The following is a 23342-nucleotide window of genomic DNA, read 5'->3' as shown; positions in this document are numbered from 1 at the left end:
GGATGTGCAGAGACAGATTTGTGGGACTTGTGACATGACTCCTTTCGATACGAGCCTCGTACCCGACGGCGACATCCTGATCGGCGGCGAGTGGCGGCGCGGCCGCGGTGCGCCTTACACGAGCATCTATCCGGCCGACCAGTCGCCGAACATGGAAGTATCGACGGCGAACGCGGAAGACGCGGCCGACGCCGTCGTGGCGGCCGACGCCGCATGGCGCCGCGCCGACTGGGCCGGGCTGAAGCCGCACCAGCGCGCGCAGGTGCTGTACCGCATCGCCGATCTCATCATGCAGCGCCACGAGGCGCTCGCGAACCTGCAGCGCCGCGACAACGGCAAGCCGATCGGCGAGACGCGCGCGCTGGTGGCCAGCGCCGCGAACACGTTCCGCTATTTCGCGGCCTGCCTCGAAACGCTCGACGAGGAGCTGACGCCGTCGCGCGGCGACTACCTGACGATGAGCGTGTACGAGCCGATCGGCGTGATCGCGGCGATCACGCCGTGGAATTCGCCGATTGCGTCCGACGCGCAGAAGCTCGCGCCGGCGCTGGCCGGCGGCAACGCGGTGGTGCTCAAGCCGGCCGAGGTTACGCCGCTCGTCTCGCTCGCGCTGGCGCGCATCTGCGAGGAAGCGGGCGTGCCGAAGGGCGTGCTGAGCGTGCTGCCGGGCAAGGGCTCGGTGATCGGCGACGTGCTCGTGCGTCATCCGCTCGTGAAGAAGGTGTCGTTTACCGGCGGCACCGAAGTGGGTCGCGGTATCGCGCGCATCGCGGCCGAGAAGCTGATGCCCGTGTCGCTCGAACTCGGCGGCAAGTCGCCGACGATCGTATGCGACGACGCCGATCTCGACCATGCGGTCAACGGCGTGCTGTACGGCATCTTCAGCTCGTCGGGCGAAGCGTGCATCGCCGGTTCGCGACTGTTCGTGCAGCGCGCGATATACGACGAATTCATGAAGCGCCTGGTGGCCGGTGCACGCAAGCTGCGCGTGGGCGACCCGACGCGACCCGACACGCAGATGGGCCCGCTGATCACCGCGAAGCATCGCGAATCGGTCGAACGCTACGTGGCGCTCGGGCTGGAAGAAGGCGGCCGCCTGCTGTGCGGCGGCGAGCGGCCGACGGGCGACGGGCGCGAGAACGGCTTCTTCTATCAGCCGACGATTCTCGAAGGCTTGCCGAACAGCGCGCGCATCTGCCAGGAGGAAATCTTCGGGCCGGTGCTGGTCGCGATGCCGTTCGACGACGAAGCGTCGTTGATCGCACAGGCGAACGACAGCGTGTTCGGGCTGGCTGCGGGCATCTGGACCCGCGACTACAAGCGCGCGTGGCGCATCGCGCGCGCGCTGGAGACGGGCACCGTCTGGATCAACACGTACAAGCTGTTCTCGATCTCCACGCCGTTCTCGGGCTGGAAGGAGAGCGGGATGGGGCGCGAGAAGGGGCGTCTCGGCATCCGCGAATACATGCAGCAGAAGAGCCTCTACTGGGGCTTGAACGACGCGCCGCTGCCGTGGGCGAACTGAGCGAAGGGGAATGACGCAATGAGCATTTTGGGAATCGAGCAGATCACCTACGGTGTCGACGACCTCGCCACCTGCCGGCGCTTTTTCGCCGACTGGGGGTTGAAGGAAGTCGCGCACGACGACACGCGTGCACGCTTCGAGACGCTGAACGGCTGCACCGTGCTGGTCGTGAAAGCCGACGATCCGTCGCTGCCGCCCGCGTTCGAAGCGGGCCCGACGCTGCGGGAAGTCACGTGGGGCGTCGCGACGCAGGGCGAACTCGACGCGTTGCGCACCAAGCTGGCCGGCCAGCCCGGCTATTACGCGCAGGACGATGCGCTCGGCTGCATCGACCCGAACGGGATGGCGATTCGCGTCGAAGTCACGCGCAAACGCGCACTCGACATCGCGGGCTCGCCGTCGAACGTTTGGGGCCGGACACTGCGCGTGGACCAGCCGAGCCCGATCTATGCGCGTGCGGAGCCGGTGGAGGTCGGACATGTCGTGTTCTTCACGAACTGCCTCGACGCGCAGGAAAGGTTCTATCACGAGTTGCTCGGCTTCGAGACGTCGGACCGGTATCCGGGCCGCGGCGCGTTCATGCGCTGCGCGCCGCACGGCGGCCATCACGACCTGTTCCTGCTCGCGCTGCCGAACGGCAAACGCGGCCTGAACCACGTCGCATTCACCGTGCGCGACATCCACGAAGTATTCGGCGGCGGCATGCACATCGACCGCTGCGGCTGGGAAACGCAACTCGGCCCGGGGCGTCACCCGGTGTCGTCCGCGTACTTCTGGTACTTCCAGAATCCGGCCGGCGCGCTGATCGAGTACTACGCGGACGAGGACGTGCTGACGCCGGACTGGCAACCGCGCGAATTCGAACCGGGGCCGACCGTGTTCGCCGAGTGGGCCGTCGACGGCGGCCTGGACGGCAACACGCGCCGGCAGAAGAACGCGAAGGCGCCGGAAGGCAAGTTCATGACGGAGCGCAAATGATGCCCGAAGCGAATACGCCCGCGCAGCCCGCGCCGGGTACGGTGGTCGTGATCGGCGGCGGCCAGGCCGCCGGCTGGGTGTTGAAGACGTTGCGCGCGCAAGGGTATGCGGGCCGTCTCGTGATGATCGCCGACGAGCCGCACCTGCCGTACGAGCGCCCGCCGCTGTCGAAGGCCGTGCTGGCCGGCGACGCCGACATCGAGACCGTGCGCGTCGTGCGTCCCGACGAATTCGACGCGCTGAACGTCGAGGCATGGCAGCCGGAACGCGCGGCGTCGATCGACCGCACGCGCCGCGTGGTGAAGACCGAAAGCGGCCGCGAGATCGAATACGACCGTCTCGTGATCGCGACCGGCGGCACGTCGCGCCGCTTGCCCGATGCGCTCGTCAACACGCCGAACCTGCATTACCTGCGTACGCTCGACGAAGCGGCCGCGCTCGGCGAGAAGCTGCGGGCGAGCCGGCGCGTGCTCGTGATCGGCGGCGGCTGGATCGGCCTCGAAGTCGCGGCGACCGCGCGCAAGCTCGGCGTAGACGCCGTCGTGGTCGAAGGCGCGCCGCGGCTGTGCGGGCGTTCGGTGCCGCAGATCGTGTCCGACTTCCTGCTCGACCTGCATCGTTCGAACGGCGTCGACGTGCGCATGGGCGCGGCGCTCGCGTCGCTCGACCCGCAGCCGGACGACGCGTCGAAGGTACGCGCGACGCTCGCCGACGGCACGACGATCGACGCCGATTTCGCGGTGGCCGGCATCGGTCTCGCGCTGAATGCGTCGCTGGCGAGCGACGCGGGGCTCGCGGTCGACGACGGCATCGTCGTCGACGAATACGGCGCGACCAGCGACCCCGCGATCTTCGCGTGCGGCGACGTCGCGAACCATCACAACGGCTGGCTGAAGCGGCGCGTGCGGCTGGAATCGTGGGCGAACGCGCAGAACCAGGCGATCGCGGCCGCGAAAGCCGTGCTCGGCGTGCGCGCACCGTACGCGGAGATTCCGTGGTTCTGGTCCGATCAGTACGACGTGAACCTGCAGATCCTCGGCGATCTGCCGGCCGATGCGCAGCTCGTCGTGCGCGGCGATCTCGCCGCGCGTCGTGCGACGCTGTTTTTCGTGGGCGACGGACATGTGAGAGGTGTCGTCGCCGTGAACAACGCACGCGAGCTGAAGCTCGCGCGCAAGTGGATGAACCAGGGCCGGGCAGTGGATACGGAAGCTCTGGCAGACACGACCCAAGCGCTTGCCTGACCGGCCCAACCGGAAAGAGACCCAGGAGACACCCCGCATGAGCACTTTCGACAACGTCGTGGCCGGCAGGGCCACGATGGAAGCTGCCGCCTCCACGCCCGGCGCGATCATCGCGCGGCTCGAGCGGCTTCCGGCCAACGCGATGCAGATCCGCGCACGCGTGCTGATCGGCACCGCGACGTTCTTCGACGGCTTCGACGTGATCACGATCGCGGCGACGCTGCCGCTGCTGATTCACAAATGGGGGCTGTCGCCGACGCAGATCGGCATGCTGATCGCGTCCGGCGCGATCGGCCAGCTGATCGGCGCATTCCTCTTTCCCGCGCTCGCGGAAAAGCATGGCCGCGTGAAGGCCATCGCGTGGAGTTCGGCCGTGATCGGCATCACGAGTATCGCGTGCGGCTTCGCGCCTACGTTCGAGGTGTTCGTGCTGCTGCGGATCCTGCAGGGGCTCGGGCTCGGCGGCGAGTTGCCGGTCGCGGCCACGTACATCAACGAAATCACGCGCGCGCATGGCCGCGGCCGCTTCGTGCTGCTGTACGAGATCGTGTTCCCGATCGGCCTGCTCGTGTCGATGGCGCTCGGCGCGTGGCTCGTGCCGCGCTTCGGCTGGGAAATCATGTACTTCGTCGGCGGGCTGCCGGTGATCCTGTCGCTCGTGCTCACGCGCCTCGTGCCGGAATCGCCGCGCTGGCTCGCGTCGCGCGGGCGGCTCGCGGAGGCCGGGCGCGCGGTCGGCATGTTCGAAGGATCGGTGCGCGGCGAGCTGCCGCCGGTCACGCAAGCGGCCGCGTTCGACGAGATGGTGCGCCAGCATCCGAAGCGCAGGATGAGCGACCTGTTCAGCGCCGCGTATCGCAAGCGCACGCTCGCGGTGGCGACGTTGTGGGCGACCTGCGGGTTCATCCAGTACGGGCTGTCGACGTGGCTGCCGACGATCTACAAGAACTTCTATCACGCGCCGCTGCAGCTCGCGCTGAACCTCGCGGTGATCGGCTCGGTGATGGGCGTGCTCGGGTCGCTGGCCTCCGCGCTGCTGGTCGACAAGCTCGGCCGCAAGCCGGTGATCGTGTGGTCGTTCGTGCTGTGCGCGCTGTCGCTGGCGCTCGCCGGCATCTATCACGCGTCGTCGGTGTATGTGGTCGCGGTCTTCTGTTCGCTGTCGCTCGGGCTGATGGCGTCGGGGTTCATTACCGCGTACGTCTATACGCCCGAGCAGTATCCGACGAGCATCCGCGCGTCGGGCTGCGGGCTCGGCAGCGCGTGGCTGAAGATCGCGTCGTTCGTCGCGCCGATGGTCGTGCCGCATGCGATCATCGGCGGGAACCTCGCGCCGGCGTTCTATCTGATCGGCGTGGTGCCGCTGATCGCGGCGCTGACCGTGCACTTCGTCGGGATCGAGACGAAGGGGAAGGTGCTGGAGGCGCTCGAAGCGTAAGCGCGGCCGGTAGTCACGGATGATGTGCATAGGCCCGGCGGATGTTGCCCGGGCCGCTTCATTTCACGGCGATCCGGTCGTTTCATGTCGGGCGCCGCGAACGGGCGCCACGGCTGCCACACGGCTCGCGTGTTCTAATTCACGGTCACGATTTTCATCAGACCGTCGCCATGCCCTTGTTCGAACCCGTCACGCTGCATACCTCCCGCCTCGTCCTGCGGCCGCTTCGCGACGCCGACGCACCGACTTTCTTCGAGATCTGGTCCGATGCGGAAGCGATGCGCTACTTCTCGTTCTTGCCGATGACGGAGATCGAGCAGGCCGAGGCGCGCGTCGCGCGCAACGTGCAGACGTCCGCGAGCGGGGAGAGCCTGGTCTGCGTGCTCGAACTGCGGGAAACCGGCGAAGCGCTCGGCGAGTGCGCGCTGTTCCATGCGAACGCGCAATGCCGGCGCGCCGAGATCGGCTTTTGCCTGCGGCGCGCATTCTGGCGCGGCGGATACATGCGCGAAGCGGCGTCGGCGATGATCGATCATGCGTTCGGCACGCTGCGGCTGAACCGGCTCGAGGCCGATATCGATCCGCGCAACGTTGCGTCGGCGGGGCTGCTCGAACGGCTGGGTTTCGTCCGGGAAGGTCTGCTGCGCGAACGGTGGATCGTCGGCGACGAAGTGTCGGACAGCGCACTGTACGGGTTGCTGGCGAGCGATCGCGGTGCGTAAGTGGCCGGCTTGCCGGATTTCTCGCCCGAACGTACCCTTGGTCGAATCCACGGCCCGAACGCAGGTATTGACCATGCAAGCCCATCCTCTACGCCTTTCCCCCGGCGACGATCTGCGCGGCGCCATCGAAGCAGCGTTGCATCGGCAGGAATCGCACGCGGCCTTCGTGATCCAGGGCATCGGCAGCCTGAGCGTCGCGCAGTTGCGCTTCGCCGGCGCCGACCAGCCGGCCGAGCTGCGCGGCGACCTCGAAATCCTGACGCTGGCCGGCTCGGTGTCGCCGGACGGCGCGCATCTGCATATGTCGGTCTCGGACGCGGACGGCCGCGTGACGGGCGGCCATGTTGCGCCCGGCTGCGTGGTGCGCACGACAGCCGAGATCCTGCTCGCGCTGCTGCCCGCGCATCGTTTCTCGCGCGAGCCCGATGCGGGCACCGGCTTCAACGAACTGGCGATTCGTCGCGAGCCGGGCGGCGGCGCCGCATGAGTGTCGCGACGCGGCGCTAGAATCGCCGGTCATCGAAGCGCGTCCCGTTACCGCTCATTCCGCAAGACGCACTCCATGAAAAAAAGCGCCGCGGCCTGTCGGCCCGCGGCGCCTTTCGGTGCGCTGCGACGTCGACCACCCGCCGCAGCCCGACTGCGTGCTTACAGCTGCACGGTGTCGGCCACTTCCTTGAAGTCCTCGATCTGGTCGAAGTTCATGTACTGGTAGATCTTGTCGCCGTTCGCGGTGAGCACGCCCATGTCGGCCATGTACTCTTCCTTGGTCGGGATCTTGCCCAGACGCGAGCAGATCGCCGCCAGTTCCGCCGAGCCGAGATACACGTTCGTGTTCTTGCCCAGACGGTTCGGGAAATTGCGGGTCGACGTCGACATCACCGTCGCGCCTTCGCGCACCTGTGCCTGGTTACCCATGCACAGCGAGCAGCCCGGCATTTCGGTGCGTGCGCCAGCCGTGCCGAACACGCCGTAGTGACCTTCTTCCGTCAGCTGCTTCTGGTCCATCTTGGTCGGCGGCGCGACCCACAGCTTGACCGGAATGTCGCGCTTGCCTTCCAGCAGCTTCGACGCGGCACGGAAGTGACCGATGTTGGTCATGCACGAGCCGATGAACACTTCGTCGATCTTCGCGCCTGCGACGTCGGACAGCGTCTTCACGTCGTCCGGGTCGTTCGGGCACGCGACGATCGGCTCGTGGATGTCGGCGAGGTCGATCTCGATGACGGCCGCGTATTCGGCGTCGGCATCCGGCGCGAGCAGTTGCGGGTCGGCCAGCCACTGTTCCATCGCTGCAATGCGGCGCTGCAGGCTGCGCGGATCCTGGTAGCCCTGCGCGATCATCCACTTGAGCAGCGTGATGTTGCTGTTCAGGTACTCGATGATCGGTTCCTTGTTCAGGCGCACCGTGCAGCCGGCGGCCGAACGCTCGGCGGACGCATCCGACAGCTCGAACGCTTGCTCGACCTTCAGGTCGGGCAGGCCTTCGATTTCGAGGATGCGGCCCGAGAAGATGTTCTTCTTGCCTTGCTTGGCGACCGTCAGCATGCCTTGCTTGATCGCGTACAGCGGAATCGCGTTGACGAGGTCGCGCAGCGTGACGCCCGGCTGCATCTTGCCCTTGAAGCGGACCAGCACCGATTCCGGCATGTCCAGCGGCATCGTGCCGGTGGCGGCCGCGAACGCGACGAGGCCCGAGCCAGCCGGGAAGCTGATGCCGATCGGGAAGCGCGTGTGCGAATCGCCGCCGGTGCCGACGGTGTCGGGCAGCAGCATGCGGTTCAGCCACGAGTGGATCACGCCGTCGCCCGGGCGCAGCGCGATGCCGCCGCGCGTGCTGATGAAGTTCGGCAGCGTCTGGTGCGTCTTCACGTCGACCGGCTTCGGATACGCGGCGGTATGGCAGAACGACTGCATCACGAGATCGGCCGAGAAGCCGAGGCACGCGAGGTCCTTCAGTTCGTCGCGGGTCATCGGGCCCGTGGTGTCCTGCGAGCCTACCGAGGTCATCTTCGGTTCGCAGTACGTGCCCGGGCGCACGCCCTGGCCTTCGGGCAGGCCGCATGCGCGGCCGACCATCTTCTGCGCGAGCGAGAAGCCCTTGCCGCTGTCGGCCGGCTGGTGCGGCAGGCGGAACAGCGTCGACGGCGGCAGGCCCAGCGCTTCGCGCGCCTTCGCGGTCAGGCCGCGGCCGATGATCAGCGGAATGCGGCCGCCGGCGCGCACTTCGTCGAACAGCACGTCGGACTTCACCTGGAATTCGGCGATGACCTTGCCGTCCTTCAGCGCCTTGCCTTCGTACGGGCGCAGTTCGACCACGTCGCCCATGTTCATTTGCGACACGTCGAGCTCGATCGGCAGCGCGCCGGCGTCTTCCATCGTGTTGTAGAAGATCGGGGCGATCTTGCCGCCGAGGCATACGCCGCCGAAGCGCTTGTTCGGGACGAACGGGATGTCTTCGCCGGTGAACCACAGCACCGAGTTGGTGGCCGACTTGCGCGAGGAGCCGGTGCCGACCACGTCGCCGACGTAGGCGACCAGGTGGCCCTTTTCCTTCAGCGATTCGATGAACTTGACCGGCCCGCGCTTGCCGTCTTCTTCCGGCGTGATGCCCGGGCGCGCGTTCTTCAGCATCGCCAGCGCGTGCATCGGGATGTCCGGGCGGGTGGTGGCGTCCGGCGCCGGCGACAGGTCGTCGGTGTTGGTTTCGCCCGTGACCTTGAATACGGTGATGGTCAGGCTTTCCGGCACTTCCGGGCGGCTCGTGAACCATTCGGCATCCGCCCAGCTTTGCAGCACGGACTTCGCGTGCGCGTTGCCCTTGTCGGCGAGTTCCTTCACGTCATGGAACTGGTCGAACATCAGCAGGGTTTTCTTCAGCGCGTCGGCGGCCACTGCGGCGACGGCTTCGTCGGACAGCAGTTCGATCAGCGGCTGGATGTTGTAGCCGCCGAGCATCGTGCCGAGCAGCTCGGTGGCGCGCGCACGCGAGATCAGCGGGCAGGCGGTCTCGCCCTTGGCCACGGCGGCCAGGAAGCCGGCCTTCACGCGGGCGGCTTCGTCGACGCCCGCGGGCACGCGATGGGTGATCAGCTCGAGCAGCGTCTGCTCTTCGCCGGCGGGCGGGTTCGTCAGCAATTCAACCAGTTCGGCGGTCTGCTGAGCCGTCAGCGGCAGGGGAGGAATACCGAGCGCGGCGCGGGCGGCCACGTGAGCACGAAAGTTTTCAAGCATGGGGAGACCTGCTGATATTGCGTTTGAGGGGAAGGCCTTGCCGGCACTCCGGGGCGATTCCAGGCACTGCTTTGAGCGGAATTCTAATCTCAACGGGGTGCAACGTCAAATGTCTTATGTCTTATATAAGAGTTGACGGCGCGAAACGCGGCAAGCGTGGTTGCGTGGCGGGACGCGGCCTTGCCGGGCGCGCCCGGGCGGGCGAGCACAGGGTGTCGGTTCGGATTCCCGATGTCGCACATATCTGCACAAGCCCGCAGGAAACGGTACACACCGGGCGCGTTCGGGCCGCTACGCTTGCGTTACGCAACGTGCAATCGGGTTTCGGAACGGGAGGCGCAAGCAGTCGCGCGCCTGTCGATTCGGCCCGGGCGGTAGCGATTTCCTTGACTCCGGCGATCCACGACATGCGCTCCAGAGACGCGATTTTCCTGATGGTGGCGCTTGTCGCGTCGCCGGCCGCTCACGCGGCGACGCCCGCCGACGAAGCGCGCAATGCGGCGCGCGACGCCGCGAGCCAGCCGGTCGCGCTGGTCTATCGCGGGCCTGCCGCGTGCGACGGGTGCCCCGAAACCATCGCCAGGCGCCTGCGGGAATCGGACTACCGGTTCCGCGTAATCTACGTGGGGCCGGCGGAAAAGCTCAAGATCACGCCCGCCGCGCTGGCCGGTGCGGCGCTCTACGTGCAGCCCGGCGGCGGGCAGGATATCGCCGGCGCGGCAGCCAGCATCGGCCGGCCTGCAATCAGGGCCGTGCGGCATTACGTAGCGAACGGCGGCCGATATCTCGGACTGTGCATGGGTGCCTATTTGGCCGGCGAGCAGGGTTTCGGGCTGGTTGCCGGCGATATCGTCTCCGAGGTCGACAGGCCGGGCTCGGCGCTTCACGGCATCGCCGACACGGTGACGCCGGTCGTCTGGCGCGGGAAGAAGCGCTGGATCTACTATCAGGACGGCGCGACGCTCCCGGTCGCGCCGATCGGCTCCGGCGGGATCGTGCTGGCGATCTACCCGAACAAGGACATCGCGGCCGCCACGTACCGCTACGGCAAAGGACGCGTCGGCCTTGCCGGCCCGCATCCGGAGGCCGATGAAAGCTGGTATCGCCGGAACGGCCTCGAGAACCCGGACGGCGTGGTGCCGGACATGGCCTACGACCTGATCAACGCGACGATGACGCCGTAGCAGAGCGGCCGCGGCGCGCGGCTCATTTCCGTTTCGCGCGATACGCGTCGAGATTTTTCCGTGCCTGCGCGCGGATCGCGCGCTGCATGAAAGGCGTCCAGCCGAGCAGGGCGCCTTTCGTCCCGAGCGCCTGACGCGCCCAGCGCCACAGGTCGAAATGGTCGCGATGCTCGACGATGCGTCCGTCGCGAAACCGGAATCGCGCATCGATCCGGTTGACCACTCTCCGTCCGGTCGCGGCGAACCGGTAGTGCGCGCTCCACTTCGCGTGCCCGGTCTGGTCGTCCGCGGCAACTTCGCCGAACGTCAGCGAGAATTCCTGCGCCCGCGCGACCAGCATCCGCCACATGTCGTGTGCGAGTTCGCCGCGCAGTTCGCCGAATGCGGGATCGCTGAATACGACGTCGTCGGCATAGCACGCGAGCATCGCGTCGATGTCGCGCTGCTGGAAGGCCGTGTAGAAGCGCTGGATCAACGCGGTGTTCGGATCGGTCATGTCGGGGCTAACGGGGCAGGGAGGGTGGACGGTAGCGTTCGTATCGGGACAGTGGGGCAGGCAGCGTGAACCGACGCCCGTGCTCGCGACTTCGGGCGTAGCCGGCTCGCTGCCGGATGATACGCGTCAGCGGGCGGCCATCGCGACGGCCTGATCGCTCCGTCCCGTCACCAGGCAGCTCGACATGAAGGCCTCGCTCTGGCTGCCGGCGGCGGTTTCGCCGAAGCCGCGACCGAGCGCATCGGCCCTCACCTGCGCGGCGCCTTGCTCGCACGCGAGCGGGCTGGCGTCGCGGCCCTGCGCGTGCAGGATCGCGCGATCGCCGATGAGATAGGCCAGCAGGGCGAAAACGGCGATATGTACGGCTCGTCTCATGGTTCGTCTCCTCGTTGCTCAAGCGTAACGCGGACACGTTCGACGAAGCACTTGGGGCTTCCCCCCGGTAAACGTCTGCTGAAAGCGGTGGCGAGGCAGGACGATCCTGTCCTGTTTTTCCGTCGCCGTGCGATGGCCGGGCAATGCACGCGAGTTTGACGAATGTCAGGGTGCGGGCCGGCGGCGGCGGTCGCACGGCCGTTCAAAGCGATAGCATGAATGCATGATTTGACGGAACGCGATGCAGGTTCGACGCATCGGGTCCGGCAAGCAGGCAGGTGTTGAAGATCGCTGTCGAAATAGTGAGGAATCCAAATGTTGAACGTCTCGTCCGTCCTGATCAGTCTTGCTCCGATGTGGGCCATCCTGCTGCTGGCGTCTTCGGCAGCCGCCTATTTCGTGTTCTGGCGCAAGGTCATCGAGTGAGCGCCGCGCGACCGCGTGCGCACGGTGCGCACGCGTGACGCGCCGTCCCCGTCATTGCACCGCCGTTACCGGCACATTCGAAATCCGCAACAGCCGGGCCATCACGCTGCGCCGAAACACCGACATCAACGCATGCAGCGGATCGCGTCCCGGCACGGCCACGACGATCTCGTCGCACCCGGTTTCGGCTGCCGTGGCCGCAATCGTATCGGCCACCGGCCCGACCTTCATCACGACGCTGTATTTCACGTCCGCATCGCGCAGGAGCTGCTCGGCCATCGCGAGATCGTCGGTCGCGAATCGTGTCTCGATCGCGCGCAACCGCGACAGCGGGTGATAGGCCTCGAGCCGCGTCGATTCGAGCGGTGCCTGCACGTTGACCAACACGACCTCCGACGCGCAGCGCTCGCGATACAGAAAAGTCGCGTGCCGGACGGCCTGAAGCGAGCGCGGCGAATGGCCGACCGGAACCAGCAGCTTGAGCATGGATGATGAACCCCGAAACGAAGTGCTTCCAGCGTAGCGGGCGGCCGGACGAAACGATCTAAAGAGATCGGCCCGCCGCATAAAAATGTCGTTAACGCACGCAGCCCCGTGACGCACCGATTAAAAATATAAGAAATTTAAGTTTATGCGCATAAACGGCAGCGAGCGGTAGCGCCGGCCCCGGCCGGTCGGTGCGGACTCTCGCCGCGAGCGCGATTCAGTCGGATCCGCAATGAATTGCGCCGCAAAATATCGGAGGTCGCCCGGGGCGCGTCGCGTAGAGTAGAGCGTCGGCCGCCGCCCGGCGGCGCGCCATCCGATACCGCATCCCAGGAGACCCGCATGCCGCACGGCGCCCCGCAGTTTCTCGCTCCCGCTTCCATTTCCGTCGATCCGATCGTGCGCCTGTCGGCCGGCGAGCTTGCGTCGGCGATCCACGGCAAGGCGGTTTCGTGCGTCGAGACGATGCGTGCGTATCTCGATCACATCGAGCGCGTGAATGGCGCGGTCAACGCGATCGTCGCGCTGCGCGAGCGCGATGCGCTGCTGGCGGAAGCCGCGGAAAAGGATGCGGAGCTGGCGCGCGGCGAGTACCGCGGCTGGCTGCACGGGATGCCGCAGGCGCCGAAGGATCTGGCGATGACGAAGGGGCTGCGCACGACTTACGGCTCGCCGATCTTCCGCGAGAACGTGCCGCAGGCCGACTCCGTCGGCGTCGCGCGGATGCGCGCGGCCGGCGCGATCTTCATCGGCAAGACCAATACGCCCGAGTTCGGGCTCGGTTCGCACACGTTCAACGAGGTCTACGGCGCGACGCGCAACCCGTACGACCTGACGAAGAGCGCGGGCGGCAGCAGCGGCGGCACGGCGGCGGCGCTCGCGTCGCGGATGCTGCCGGTGGCGGACGGCAGCGATTTCGGCGGTTCGCTGCGTAATCCGGCCGCGTTCTGCAACATCTACGGCTTCCGTCCGTCGCAGGGCCGCGTGCCGCGCTGGCCGGGCGTCGACGTGTTCATGCAGCAGCTCGGCACCGAAGGGCCGATGGGCCGCACGGTCGGCGACGTCGCGCAACTGCTCGCGATCCAGGCCGGCTACGACCGCAACGATCCGTTGTCGCTCGCGGAAGATCCGGCGGTGTTCGCGCAGCCGCTCGACGCGGACCTGCGCGGCAAGCGCGTCGCGTGGGTCGGCGACTGGAACGGCTATCTCGCGACCGAGGCCGGCGTGCTCGCGCAGTGCGAGCGCGGGCTGGCGACGCTGCGCGAGATCGGCTGCGACGTCGATGCGGCGCTGCCGGCGTTCGCGCCCGACCGGATCTGGCGCCTGTGGCTCGCGCACCGGCACCTGTTGTCGGGCGGCGGGCTGCTCGCGCACTATCGCGACCCGGCGCGGCGCGCGCTGCTGAAGCCCGAGGCGATCTACGAGGTCGAGGGGCTGCTCGCGATGCAGGGCGCGGCGGTGTTCGACGCGAGCGTCGAACGGACCGCTTGGCATCAGGCGGCGCTGAGCTTCTTCGACCGTTACGACTTCATCGCGGCGCCGACCGCGCAGGTGTTCCCGTTCGACGTCGACCAGCGCTGGCCGAAGGAGATCGCGGGCCGCGCGATGGACACCTATCACCGCTGGATGGAAACGGTCGTGCCGTGGACGCTGGCCGGCTGCCCGGTGATCAACGTGCCGGTCGGTTTCAACGACGCCGGCTTGCCGATGGGGATGCAACTGATCGGTCGTCCGCGCGCCGATCTCGCCGTGCTGCAGCTTGCGCGCGGCTACGAGCAGGCGGCCGGCTGGGTGGCCCGGCGAGTGCCGGCGTGGATGGCAGCGTAATACCGCGGCCGGCAGGCAGCCGGTAAGCCGGGCGACGAAACGGGCGGCGACGGACTGCCCGTTTCGTTGTCCATCGCTCGACGCGAAGCGCGTGGCGGATGCATTGCGTCGCGTCGCCGCCGCAGGCCGGAGCCGGCATCCATTGATGCAACCGGAGAAAGAATCGCGGTACGTGCGCGACATCGCGCGGCAACCGCACGGGAATCTGCGCGACGGGGCCCGTCGGCCGCCGGATTGCAAGCGGCGGCGCGGCCCGATTTCGTTTCGATGTGTTTCAGTCGTTGCGGCGGCGCGCGACGCGCTTCGACAATATCGCCTCGACCATTCGGGCACGAGGGAAACACATGAAGCACATTCGCGCGACGGGCCGGCATCTGGCCTCGGCAGGCATCGCGTTCGGCATCCTGGTGAGCGGCGCCGCGCACGCGCAGCTCGACCTGCAGTCGATCGGCGCGTCGCTGTTCGGCGGCGGGCAGCAGCAGGCGGCGCCTGCGCAGGGCGGTGTCGCGCAGTTGCTGCAGGCCTATGTCGGTGCGAACCAGCAGGTGCTGAACGGCCAGTCGTCGCTCGCGTCGGCGATGGGGCTGACGGGGGCGGCCGGGCAAGCGCAGCAGGCCGCGAGCCAGTTGTCCGGCGGCGATGCGCTGTCGCCGGCCACGCTGTCGCAGATGGGCGGCGCGCAACAATCGGTGTCGCAGGCGCTCGGCCAGGCATTCGCGAGCGGGGGCGCCACGCACGGCCCGATCGACAAGCAGGCGTTCAGCAACGGCCTCGCGTCGCTGGGGCAGGGCCTCACGCAGTATTCGCAACTGCAGTCGGGGCTCGGCAATCTCGGCTCGACGAGCGCCGCGTCGTTGCTGCAATCTGGCCTGAATCCGCAGAACATGCAGGCCGCGACGTATATCGCGCAAAGCGCGCCGGGCCAGTTGCAGTCGCTTGCCGCGACGCTCGGCCAGGCCGTGCAGTTCGCGACGAGCCAGGGCATTTCGGTGCCGTCGGTCGCGTCGTCCGCGCTGAAGCTGCTGCCGTAACGCCGCGCGGTGGCGTGCGCGATGCTGTGGCCGGCATCGTGCGCGCCGGTGACGCGCCATGGCCCCGCACAACATGGGGATTTCGCGCGATGCTATCGTGGCGTGTTCCTCCCATCGGTGCCGGTTCATGACTGACTCGTTCGACCTCTCGCGCTATTTCTCCCGCATCGGCTACGACGGCCCGGCCGAACCGACGCTGGACGTGCTGCGCCGGCTGCATCTGCTGCATCCGCAGGCAATCCCGTTCGAAAACCTCAATCCGCTGACCGGCGCGCGGGTCGCGCTCGACCTGCCCGCGCTCGTTAACAAGGTGATCGAACGCCGCCGCGGCGGCTACTGCTTCGAACTCAACAAGCTGTTCTACACCGCGCTCACGACGATCGGCTTTCGCGTGACGCCGCTGATCGCGCGCGTGCGCTGGATGCGGCCGCCCGAGATCGTCACCGCGCAGACGCACATGCTGCTGCGCATCGATCTCGACGGCGCGGCGTGGCTCGCGGACATCGGCTTCGGCAGCGCGACGCTGACCGCGCCGCTGCGCTTCGTGCCGGGCGAGCGGCAACTGACGCCGCACGGCGCGTTTCGCGTGATCGATGCACCGGTCGATGGCGAATTCGACATGCAGTTCGAGATCCCCGACGGCTGGCAGACGACCTACCGCTTCTCGCTGAAGCCGGCCGAGTGGATCGATTACGAAGCCGCGAACTGGTTTACGTCGACGTATCCCGAATCGATCTTCGTGAACGACCTGATCGCGTGCCGTGTGCTGCCGGATGGCCGCGCGGCGTTGCTCAACACCGTGCTGACGCTGCGCGACGCGGCGGGAGCCGGGCGCACGGTCACGTTCGACGATGCGGCCGACTGGGCGGCGTGCCTGCGCGACACGATCGGCATCGATACGGCGGGATTCGATCTCGACGCGCTGTTCGCGCGGCTCGCGGCGCGCGCGACGTAACACGGATACACGACATCGCCGGCGGCTCGCACGCGGGCCGTGACCGTCCCGCCATCGTCTTCGGTTGACTTTTGCTAGTTTGCTAGCATACTAGTAACCATGACCGACGAAGAAGTGAAGCAATTCAACGTGTACCTGCCGCTGAGCCTGATCCGGCAGGTCAAGCATCGCGCCATCGAGACGGAGCAGTCGCTGTCCGCGCTGGTGGCCGACGCATTGCGCGCGTATCTGGCCGCTCCGCAACCGGGGGCCGGCCCATCCGACAAGGAGGAGTGACATGTCATCCGAGCGAATCGAAGCCGTGTACCTGACGACGCACAACTGGGGCAAGTCGGCGAAGTTTTTCCAGGCGCTGGGCTTCACGCTGGAATTCGAAACCGATCATCACTCGGGCCAGCTCAGGTGCGGCGACGGCCCGTTCCTGTTCATCGCCGAGGTGCCGGCGAGCGAGAAGCCCGACATGCAGGTCGTGCTGAAGGTGCCCGACGAGCAGGCCGTGCGGCCGCAACCGATCGTCGACGTGGTCACGCCGTTCGAGGATACGCACTGGGGCACGCGCGACATGACCGTGCGCGATCCGGACGGGCGCGTGTGGCGCCTGCAGGCGCCGGGCAAGTCCGGTGCATGAGGTGATGACGATGACCGACCGCCATCAGGATGGGCCCGACAGCACCGCCGAGCGCGTCGCGCTGTGGCGCGCGCTTCACGTCGAACTCGATGAGCCGCCGCACGTGCTCGCCGATGAAGTCGGCCTGCGTCTGCTCGCGCCGCCGCCCGGCTGGCAGCGGCGTGGCGACATGGATCAGCGCTTCACGCGGCCGTTTCGCGCGTCGATCGTCGCGCGGGCGCGCTTCATCGAGGATCTCGTCGTCGACGAGGCCGCGCGGGGCGTGAACCAGTACGTGATCCTGGGCGCGGGCCTCGACAGTTTCGTGCAGCGCCGGCCCGAGATGGCATCGCGACTGACCGTCTTCGAGGTCGATCCGCCCGCGCCTCAGGCGTGGAAACGCCGCCGCCTGATCGAACTCGGCTTCGGCGTGCCGGACTGGCTGCGCTTCGTGCCGGTCGATTTCGAAGCGAAGCAATCGTGGCACGACGCGCTCGTGCGGGCGGGCTTCGATGCGGACAAACCGGCAGTCGTGGTGTCCACCGGCGTGAGCATGTACCTGACGCACGAAGCGAACGTGGCGGCGTTGCGCGAGGTGGCGTCGCTCGCGCCGGGCTCGACGTTCGCGATGACCTTCCTGCTGCCGCTCGAGCATGCCGATCCCGACGTGCGCCCGGGCCTCGAAATGGCCGCCAAGGGCGCGCGCGAGAGCGGCACGCCGTTCATCAGTTTCTTCACGCCGGCGCAGATTTGCGCGCTCGCGACGCAAGCCGGCTTCACGCGGGCCGAGCACGTGTCGGCGGCGGACCTCACGCGCCGCTATTTCGCCGATCGTACCGACGGGTTGTGCCCGCCGAATCGCGCGGAGGAACTGCTCGTCGCGACGGTGTGACCGCGGCGTGCCGCGCGTGTGAGCTTCACGCCCGTTCGAGCACGGCCATCTCCCGCACGACCACGAGCAGCACCGCGAGGCTCGCGCCGCCCGACGCGCGCAGATCGGCGAGCAGGTGCTCGTAGCGCGCGAGCGCGGTCTCGCGGCGCGCGCGCCACGCGCCGACGATCGTGTCCGGCGTGGTCGAATCGGGCGATTCCGCCAGCGCGCTGGTGGCAAGCGTGCGCTTGAGCCGCGCGACTTCCGCGAGCGCGGCCGCGCGCGCCAGCATGTCCCAGTGCGTCGGCGTCGGCAGCGTGGCCGCGCGTTCGCCGATCCACCCGTAGTTGAGCAGCGTGCCGAGCGAGAAGTAGACGCCCGCGACCAGTTCGAGGCTGCGATGGCAGGTCGCCGCCACTTCGGCGATGTCGAGCAGCGCGGCCGAGATGTCGCCGCTCGCGACGCGCCCGGCGAGCGCGGCGTCGACGCCGGCGTCGACCAGCACGCGTTGCCGCTCGGACAGCGCATCGAGATCGTCGGCCGGCAGCAGCGACGGCAGTTGCGGCGCGATGCGCTGCACCGCGTCGCGGCAGCGCGCGATCAATCCGGCGACGCCGCCGTCGGCCACCGCACCCGACTGCAGATGCCGCAGGAACCACAGCGCCGCGCGCTCCAGCAGCCGCGCGACGTCGACGAACATGCGCGCCTGCACGTCGTCGGCGACGCGGTTGTCGAGCGCGTCGATGTCGCGCCATACCGCATCGAGGTCGAACACGTCGCGCGCCATGATGCACGCGCGTACGATGTCGCCGGGCTTCGCGTCGGTCTCCTCCATCAGCCGGTGCACGAATGCGCAGCCGACGCGGTTCACGAGCGCGTTGGTCAGGTGCGTCGCGAGAATTTCACGGCGCAGCGGATGGCGGCGCATCGGCTCGCTGAAGCGCTGTTGCAGCGGCTTCGGGAAGTAGTCGACGAGCATCGCGGCCACCAGCGGATCCTCCGGCACGTCGGATTCGAGCAGCGCGTCGTAGAGCCACATCTTGCTGTACGCGAGCAGTACCGCGCGCTCCGGCGACGTGAGGCCGAGCTTCGCGGCCTGCCGCTCGGCGACTTCGTCGTCGGTCGGCAGGAATTCGATCACGCGGTTCAGGCGGCCCGCGCGTTCGAGCCAGCGCATCAGGCGCGCCTCGGCGTCGAGCAGTTCGACCGCATGGCGGCCCGCGATCGACAGCGCCTGCGTCTGGTAGTAGTTGTCGCGCAGCACGAGCAGCCCGACTTCGTCGGTCATCTCGGCGAGCAGCGCGTTGCGCTGCTTCTCGGTCATCTCGCCGTCGGAGACGACGAGCCCGAGCAGGATCTTGATGTTGACTTCGTGATCCGAACAATCGACGCCGGCCGAGTTGTCGATCGCATCGGTGTTGATGCGGCCGCCGCGCTGCGCGAACTCGATGCGGCCGAACTGCGTGCAGCCGAGATTGCCGCCTTCGCCGACGACCTTGCAGCGCAGGTCCGCGCCGTTCACGCGCACCGCGTCGTTCGCGCGGTCGCCGACCTGCGCATGAGTTTCGCGCGTCGCCTTCACGTAGGTGCCGATGCCGCCGTTGTACAGCAGGTCGACCGGCGCCTGGAGGATCGCGCGGATCAGCTCGGTCGGCGGCAGTGCGTGCGCGTCGATGCCGAGCACGGCCTGCACGGCCGGCGACAGCGGGATCGTCTTCGCGGTGCGCGGATACACGCCGCCGCCCGGCGAAATCGCGGCCGTGTCGTAGTCGGCCCAGCTCGAGCGCTCGAGCGCGAACATACGCTGGCGCTCCGCGAAGCTCGTCGCCGGGTCGGGGTTCGGGTCGAGGAACACGTGCCGGTGATCGAACGCGGCGACGAGCCGGATATGCGGCGACAGCAGCATCCCGTTGCCGAACACGTCGCCCGACATGTCGCCGATGCCGACCACGGTGAAGTCGGTGGTCTGCGTGTCGACGCCCATCTCGCGGAAGTGCCGCTTCACCGATTCCCACGCGCCGCGCGCGGTGATCGCCATCTTCTTGTGGTCGTAGCCGACCGAGCCGCCGGATGCGAACGCGTCGTCGAGCCAGAAGCCGTATTCGTGCGAGATCGCGTTCGCATAGTCGGAGAAGGTGGCCGTGCCCTTGTCGGCGGCGACGACCAGGTACGGATCGTCGGGGTCGTGACGCACGACGTCGGGCGGCGGCACGATCGCGTTGCCGGCGAGGTTGTCGGTCAGGTCGAGCAGCCCGCGCAGGAACGTCTGGTAGCACGCGATGCCTTCGCGCATCCATGCTTCGCGATCGCTCGGCGGCGGCGGGTTCTTCACGACGAAGCCGCCTTTCGAGCCGACCGGCACGATCACGACGTTCTTCACCATCTGCGCCTTCATCAGCCCGAGCACCTCGGTGCGGAAATCCTCGCGGCGATCCGACCAGCGCAGGCCGCCGCGCGCGACGCGGCCGCCGCGCAGGTGCACGCCCTCGACACGCGGCGAATACACCCAGATCTCGAACATCGGCTTCGGTTCGGGCAGCCCGGGCACCTTCGCCGGATCGAACTTGAACGACAGGTACGGCTTCGATTCGCCGTTCGCGTCGGCGAGGAAGTAGTTCGTGCGCTCGGTCGCGTTGATCACGCCGAGGAACTGGCGCAGGATGCGGTCTTCGTCGAGGTTCGGCACCTGGTCGAGCGCGCCTTCGATCGCCTTCAGCAGCCGTTCGGCCTGCACGTCGCGCGTGTTGCCGATGTGCGGGTCGAAGCGCAGCAGGAACAGCTCGACGAGTTGCCGCGCGATCGCCGGATTGCCGGTCAGCGCGCGTTCGATATAGGCATCGCTGAAGGTCGAGCCGACCTGCCGCAGGTATTTCGCATATGCGCGCAGGATCGTCACTTCCCGTGCGCTCAGGTGTGCGCGCAGCACGAGGCGGTTGAAGTCGTCGTTCTCGATCCGGCCGCTCCAGATCCGGTCGAATGCATCCTCGAACAGGCCTTTCACGCGCTCGATGTCGAATTCGGTATCGTCGGCGAGCTCCAGCCCGAAATCGTGTACCCACGCATGCGTGCCGTCCTGCGTCTGGATCCGGTACGGCCGCTCCTCGTCGACGCGCACGCCGAGGTGTTCGAGCATCGGCAGGCTGCGCGACAGCGCGATCGGGTCGCCCGCGCGATAGACCTTGAAGCGGAACGCGCGCGGCTCGGCCTCGATCGGCCGGTACAGGTTCATCGCGAGCTGGCCCGAATCCTTCACGCGCTCGATCAGCTCGATGTCGCGCACGGCCGTACGCGCCGGATAGTCGTCGCGATAGCCGGCCGGGAACGATTCCGCGTAGCGCTGCAGCAGACGGTTGCCTTGCTCTTCGCCGAATGCGTCGAGCAGCGCGTCGGCGAGGTCGTCCTGCCAGCGGCGCGTGACCTGCACGAGCCGCGTTTCGAGTTCGCGCGTGTCGACGTCGGGCATCGTGCCCGGTTCGGCATGCACGACGAAATGAATCCGTGCGATCGCCGATTCCGACAGCAGCGGCGTGAATTCGACGTTCACGCCGTTGTACGCATCGACGAGCAGCTTCGCGATGCGGCGGCGCAGGTCGGTGTTGTACTTGTCGCGCGGCACGAACACGAGGCACGACACGAAGCGGTCGAAGCGGTCGCGGCGCACGAACAGGCGCGTGCGCTGGTGTTCCTGCAGGCGCAGGATGCCGAGCGCGATGTCGTAGAGCTGGTCTTCGTCGGCCTGGAACAGTTCGTCGCGCGGATAGGTTTCGAGCACCGTCACCAGCGACTTGCCGAGATGCCCCTTCGGCAAGAAGCCCGCGCGCCGCACGATGTTCGCGCATTTGCGGCGCACGATCGGGATCTCGGCGCTCGACACCATGTACGCGGTCGACGTGTAGAGCCCGATGAAGCGGCGCTCGCCGGTGACCTTGCCGTCGGCGCCGACGAGCTTCACGCCGACGTAGTCGAGATAGCCGGGGCGGTGCACGGTCGCGCGCGAATTCGCCTTGGTCAGGAAGATCGGCCATGCGCCGGTGATGATGTCGGCGGCGGCCTGCGGCAGCGGCGTCACGTCGGGCGCATCGGACGTGCGCAGCGATTCGCGCAGGATGCCGAAGCCCGAGCCCTCGATGCCGCGCAGGCCGAAGCCCGTGCCGTCCGATACGAGCGCGTAGTCGCGCTGACCGAGGAACGTGAAGTGATCGGCGGCCATCCATTCGAGGAACGCGCGCGCCTCGATGTCCTCCGCGGTCGATTCGCGCGCCTTCATCTCCTTGATCGTCGCGCGGGCGATGTCGACGATCTTCGGCCAGTCCTCGACCGACGCGCGCACGTCGCCGAGCACGCGCGCGATGTCCTCGCGCAGCGTGTCGAGCAACGCGGCGTCGCCGCAGCGGTCGACTTCGAAATGGATGAACGACGCGAGTTGCGACTGGCCGTCGGCGGACGTCGCGCCGCCCGCGTCGACACGCTCGATGCCGCCGCCGGCACCGCGCCAGATGCGGAACACCGGGTGCAGCGCCGAGTGCAGCGCGAGCCCGAGACGGTTGACGGCCATCGTCACCGAGTCGACCAGGAACGGCATGTCGTCGTTGACGATCTCGATCACCGTGTGGTCGGAATGCCAGCCGTGCTGTTCGAGGATCGGGTTGTACACGCGCAGGCGTTCGCTGCCGGGCACGAATTTCTGGGCGGTTTGCCAGTGCGCCATCGCGGCGCCGTACAGGTCGGCGATGCTGCGGTTCTGCAGATCGTCGGCGTCGACGAAATCGTAGTAGTGACGCAGGAAGGGTTCGACGATCCGGAACGTGGCTTCGGGCAGCCGAGCGCGCGCGAATTCGACGACGTCGGAGAGCAGGTGTGCGACGACTTCCTCGTTCTTCGCTTCCATGGCGGTCTCCGTCGGGTGGCCATTGGCTGCTGCGTCTGTCCGGCATTATGCGCCGATTGCGTGACAAAGCGATGTGCGGGCGCACAATGGGCGAGGGCCCGCGCCGCGAAAGCCGCCCGCACCGCCCGTGACGGGCGGCGCGGGCCGGGATCACGAGAGTTCGGGAGGCTTCAGGTCGGGGTGCCGTGCATGGAGCGGACTCATGAAGTCGACCAGCATCGTGGTCAACAGCGACGAAACGAATTTGCGATAGATCACGAACTCGGCGTCGGGACACGACGCTTTCACTGTTAGCAAGGAGCGGTCCAGATCGGCGCCCATTTGCAGGATCAGATCGTTCAGCGCACGTGCGACGTGTTGGTCCGAGATCATGTATTGCCTGTCGGTACGGTCATTGGCGAGTATTTGCTCGCGTATTTCTCTCCGCATTCGGGGCTGCGGTAGGGGCCCAAGTGCGTTGCCGATGGTCGGGTTGCCGGCGAAAACAACGACGCTGTTTCGCGTGCCAAGGCAGAAGCAATGATTCGTTATGCGAAGGTATTTTCGCAAAAATCTGCGGAAAGCCTTTGATTCACTTCGCAGTGGGATCGGAATGCTCGCTGGACGCCGCGATGTTCCCGAAAGTTGGTGGTAGCGAGAATCGTTGTCAACGGCGATATTTCGAGATAGCTGATGCGATCGGATATTTGAAGACGCTGCGGGATATCGATTGAGGGGCGGTCGGATCGGAACCGCGTCGTGATCGGACGATGACGGCGCGCTCCCGTGTTTCGGAAGCGCGCCGTTTCGGTGTGACGCGGTTTCAGCGCTCGTCACTCCACAGCTTCCCGGCCGTCGCCCAGTTCTCCTTCTTCACGTCGGTCAGGATGATATCGACCGAGCCCGGCGTGCAGCCGAGCGCTTCGCACGTGACGCGCGTGATTGCTTCGACGAATGCGCGCTTTTGCTCGACGGTGCGGCCTTCGAAGAGCTGGATATTGAAAGTCGGCATGACAGATGCTCCGGTTGGGATTGAACGATTGACGACGAACGATTCGGTCGGGTGTGGAGGCGGC

20 protein-coding genes are annotated in these 23342 nt (G+C 67.5%); 13 read left to right on the top strand and 7 right to left on the bottom strand.

The genetic code is table 11. The features are described from left to right. Positions 1-34 precede the first annotated feature (34 nt). The 6 genes from WS89_RS04755 to WS89_RS04730 all read left to right on the top strand — a co-directional run bounded on the left by WS89_RS04755 (position 35) and on the right by WS89_RS04730 (position 6394). Positions 35-1525 carry an aldehyde dehydrogenase gene (locus WS89_RS04755; protein WP_059789662.1) on the top strand — a complete coding sequence of 497 codons (1491 nt, stop codon included), beginning with the start codon at positions 35-37 and terminating at the stop codon, positions 1523-1525. A gap of 18 nt (positions 1526-1543) precedes the next feature. Continuing rightward, positions 1544-2503 carry a VOC family protein gene (locus tag WS89_RS04750; RefSeq protein WP_059789661.1) on the top strand — a complete coding sequence of 320 codons (960 nt, stop codon included), beginning with the start codon at positions 1544-1546 and terminating at the stop codon, positions 2501-2503. Beyond that, a complete protein-coding gene (locus WS89_RS04745) occupies positions 2503-3747 on the top strand; it encodes an NAD(P)/FAD-dependent oxidoreductase (protein WP_059789742.1) in 1245 nt (414 codons plus the stop codon). Before WS89_RS04750 ends, WS89_RS04745 begins: the two co-directional genes overlap by 1 nt. Before the next feature lie 37 nt (positions 3748-3784). Beyond that, the gene (locus tag WS89_RS04740) at positions 3785-5185 is read left to right on the top strand and encodes an MFS transporter (protein WP_059500237.1); all 1401 of its coding nucleotides are present in this window, start codon (positions 3785-3787) and stop codon (positions 5183-5185) included. A 170-nt stretch (positions 5186-5355) separates the two neighbouring features. Continuing rightward, positions 5356-5907 (top strand): GNAT family N-acetyltransferase, encoded by a 552-nt coding sequence (locus tag WS89_RS04735; protein ID WP_059789660.1) that lies wholly within the window; start codon positions 5356-5358, stop codon positions 5905-5907. 73 nt (positions 5908-5980) lie between these two features. Further along, on the top strand, positions 5981-6394 hold the full coding sequence (locus WS89_RS04730; RefSeq protein ID WP_059789659.1) for a PPC domain-containing DNA-binding protein: 414 nt from the start codon (positions 5981-5983) through the stop codon (positions 6392-6394). A gap of 161 nt (positions 6395-6555) precedes the next feature. Here the strand turns inward: WS89_RS04730 and acnB are convergent, their stop codons facing one another. Further along, positions 6556-9141, bottom strand: a complete 2586-nt coding sequence (gene acnB, locus WS89_RS04725) for a bifunctional aconitate hydratase 2/2-methylisocitrate dehydratase (protein WP_059500240.1) — start codon at positions 9139-9141, stop codon at positions 6556-6558. A 386-nt stretch (positions 9142-9527) separates the two neighbouring features. Here acnB and WS89_RS04720 point away from each other — a divergent pair, with 386 nt between their 5' ends. Next, entirely contained in the window at positions 9528-10325 is a 798-nt protein-coding gene (locus WS89_RS04720; RefSeq protein WP_257128118.1) for a BPL-N domain-containing protein, read from the top strand. Positions 10326-10347: 22 nt separating this feature from the next. Here the strand turns inward: WS89_RS04720 and WS89_RS04715 are convergent, their stop codons facing one another. The 3 genes from WS89_RS04715 to WS89_RS04705 form a co-directional block, all read right to left on the bottom strand. Continuing rightward, positions 10348-10821 carry a nuclear transport factor 2 family protein gene (locus WS89_RS04715; protein ID WP_059789657.1) on the bottom strand — a complete coding sequence of 158 codons (474 nt, stop codon included), beginning with the start codon at positions 10819-10821 and terminating at the stop codon, positions 10348-10350. Between the two features lie 126 nt (positions 10822-10947). After that, on the bottom strand, positions 10948-11196 hold the full coding sequence (locus WS89_RS04710; protein WP_059789656.1) for a hypothetical protein: 249 nt from the start codon (positions 11194-11196) through the stop codon (positions 10948-10950). A gap of 477 nt (positions 11197-11673) precedes the next feature. Then, complete coding sequence (locus WS89_RS04705; protein ID WP_059789655.1) at positions 11674-12108, bottom strand: universal stress protein; 435 nt, start codon at positions 12106-12108, stop codon at positions 11674-11676. A gap of 342 nt (positions 12109-12450) precedes the next feature. Between WS89_RS04705 and WS89_RS04700 the strand changes: the two genes are divergently transcribed. The 6 genes from WS89_RS04700 to WS89_RS04675 all read left to right on the top strand — a co-directional run bounded on the left by WS89_RS04700 (position 12451) and on the right by WS89_RS04675 (position 17420). Beyond that, positions 12451-13935, top strand: a complete 1485-nt coding sequence (locus WS89_RS04700; RefSeq protein ID WP_059789654.1) for an amidase — start codon at positions 12451-12453, stop codon at positions 13933-13935. Between the two features lie 344 nt (positions 13936-14279). Further along, positions 14280-14966: a hypothetical protein gene (locus WS89_RS04695; RefSeq protein ID WP_059500245.1), complete on the top strand. Its 687-nt coding sequence runs from the start codon at positions 14280-14282 to the stop codon at positions 14964-14966. A gap of 127 nt (positions 14967-15093) precedes the next feature. Further along, on the top strand, positions 15094-15921 hold the full coding sequence (locus tag WS89_RS04690; protein WP_059789653.1) for an arylamine N-acetyltransferase family protein: 828 nt from the start codon (positions 15094-15096) through the stop codon (positions 15919-15921). Between the two features lie 99 nt (positions 15922-16020). Then, a complete protein-coding gene (locus tag WS89_RS04685) occupies positions 16021-16197 on the top strand; it encodes a ribbon-helix-helix domain-containing protein (protein ID WP_059500247.1) in 177 nt (58 codons plus the stop codon). Position 16198: 1 nt separating this feature from the next. Continuing rightward, on the top strand, positions 16199-16549 hold the full coding sequence (locus tag WS89_RS04680; protein ID WP_059789652.1) for a VOC family protein: 351 nt from the start codon (positions 16199-16201) through the stop codon (positions 16547-16549). A gap of 10 nt (positions 16550-16559) precedes the next feature. Then, a complete protein-coding gene (locus tag WS89_RS04675) occupies positions 16560-17420 on the top strand; it encodes a class I SAM-dependent methyltransferase (protein WP_059789741.1) in 861 nt (286 codons plus the stop codon). A 25-nt stretch (positions 17421-17445) separates the two neighbouring features. Here WS89_RS04675 and WS89_RS04670 read toward each other — a convergent pair whose 3' ends face one another. From WS89_RS04670 to WS89_RS04660, 3 genes are all read right to left on the bottom strand, one after another. Beyond that, positions 17446-22287 (bottom strand): NAD-glutamate dehydrogenase, encoded by a 4842-nt coding sequence (locus WS89_RS04670; RefSeq protein ID WP_059500249.1) that lies wholly within the window; start codon positions 22285-22287, stop codon positions 17446-17448. Between the two features lie 150 nt (positions 22288-22437). After that, positions 22438-22659, bottom strand: coding sequence for a hypothetical protein (locus WS89_RS04665; protein WP_059500250.1), 222 nt, complete (start codon positions 22657-22659; stop codon positions 22438-22440). Between the two features lie 430 nt (positions 22660-23089). Then, positions 23090-23278, bottom strand: a complete 189-nt coding sequence (locus WS89_RS04660; protein WP_059789651.1) for a 4-oxalocrotonate tautomerase — start codon at positions 23276-23278, stop codon at positions 23090-23092. Positions 23279-23342: the final 64 nt, after the last annotated feature.

This window comes from Burkholderia sp. MSMB1072 (assembly GCF_001524725.1).
Taxonomy (GTDB): Bacteria; Pseudomonadota; Gammaproteobacteria; order Burkholderiales; family Burkholderiaceae; genus Burkholderia.
The sequence above is the reverse complement of the archived record's forward strand: the minus strand, read 5'-3'. Positions and strand labels throughout refer to the sequence as shown.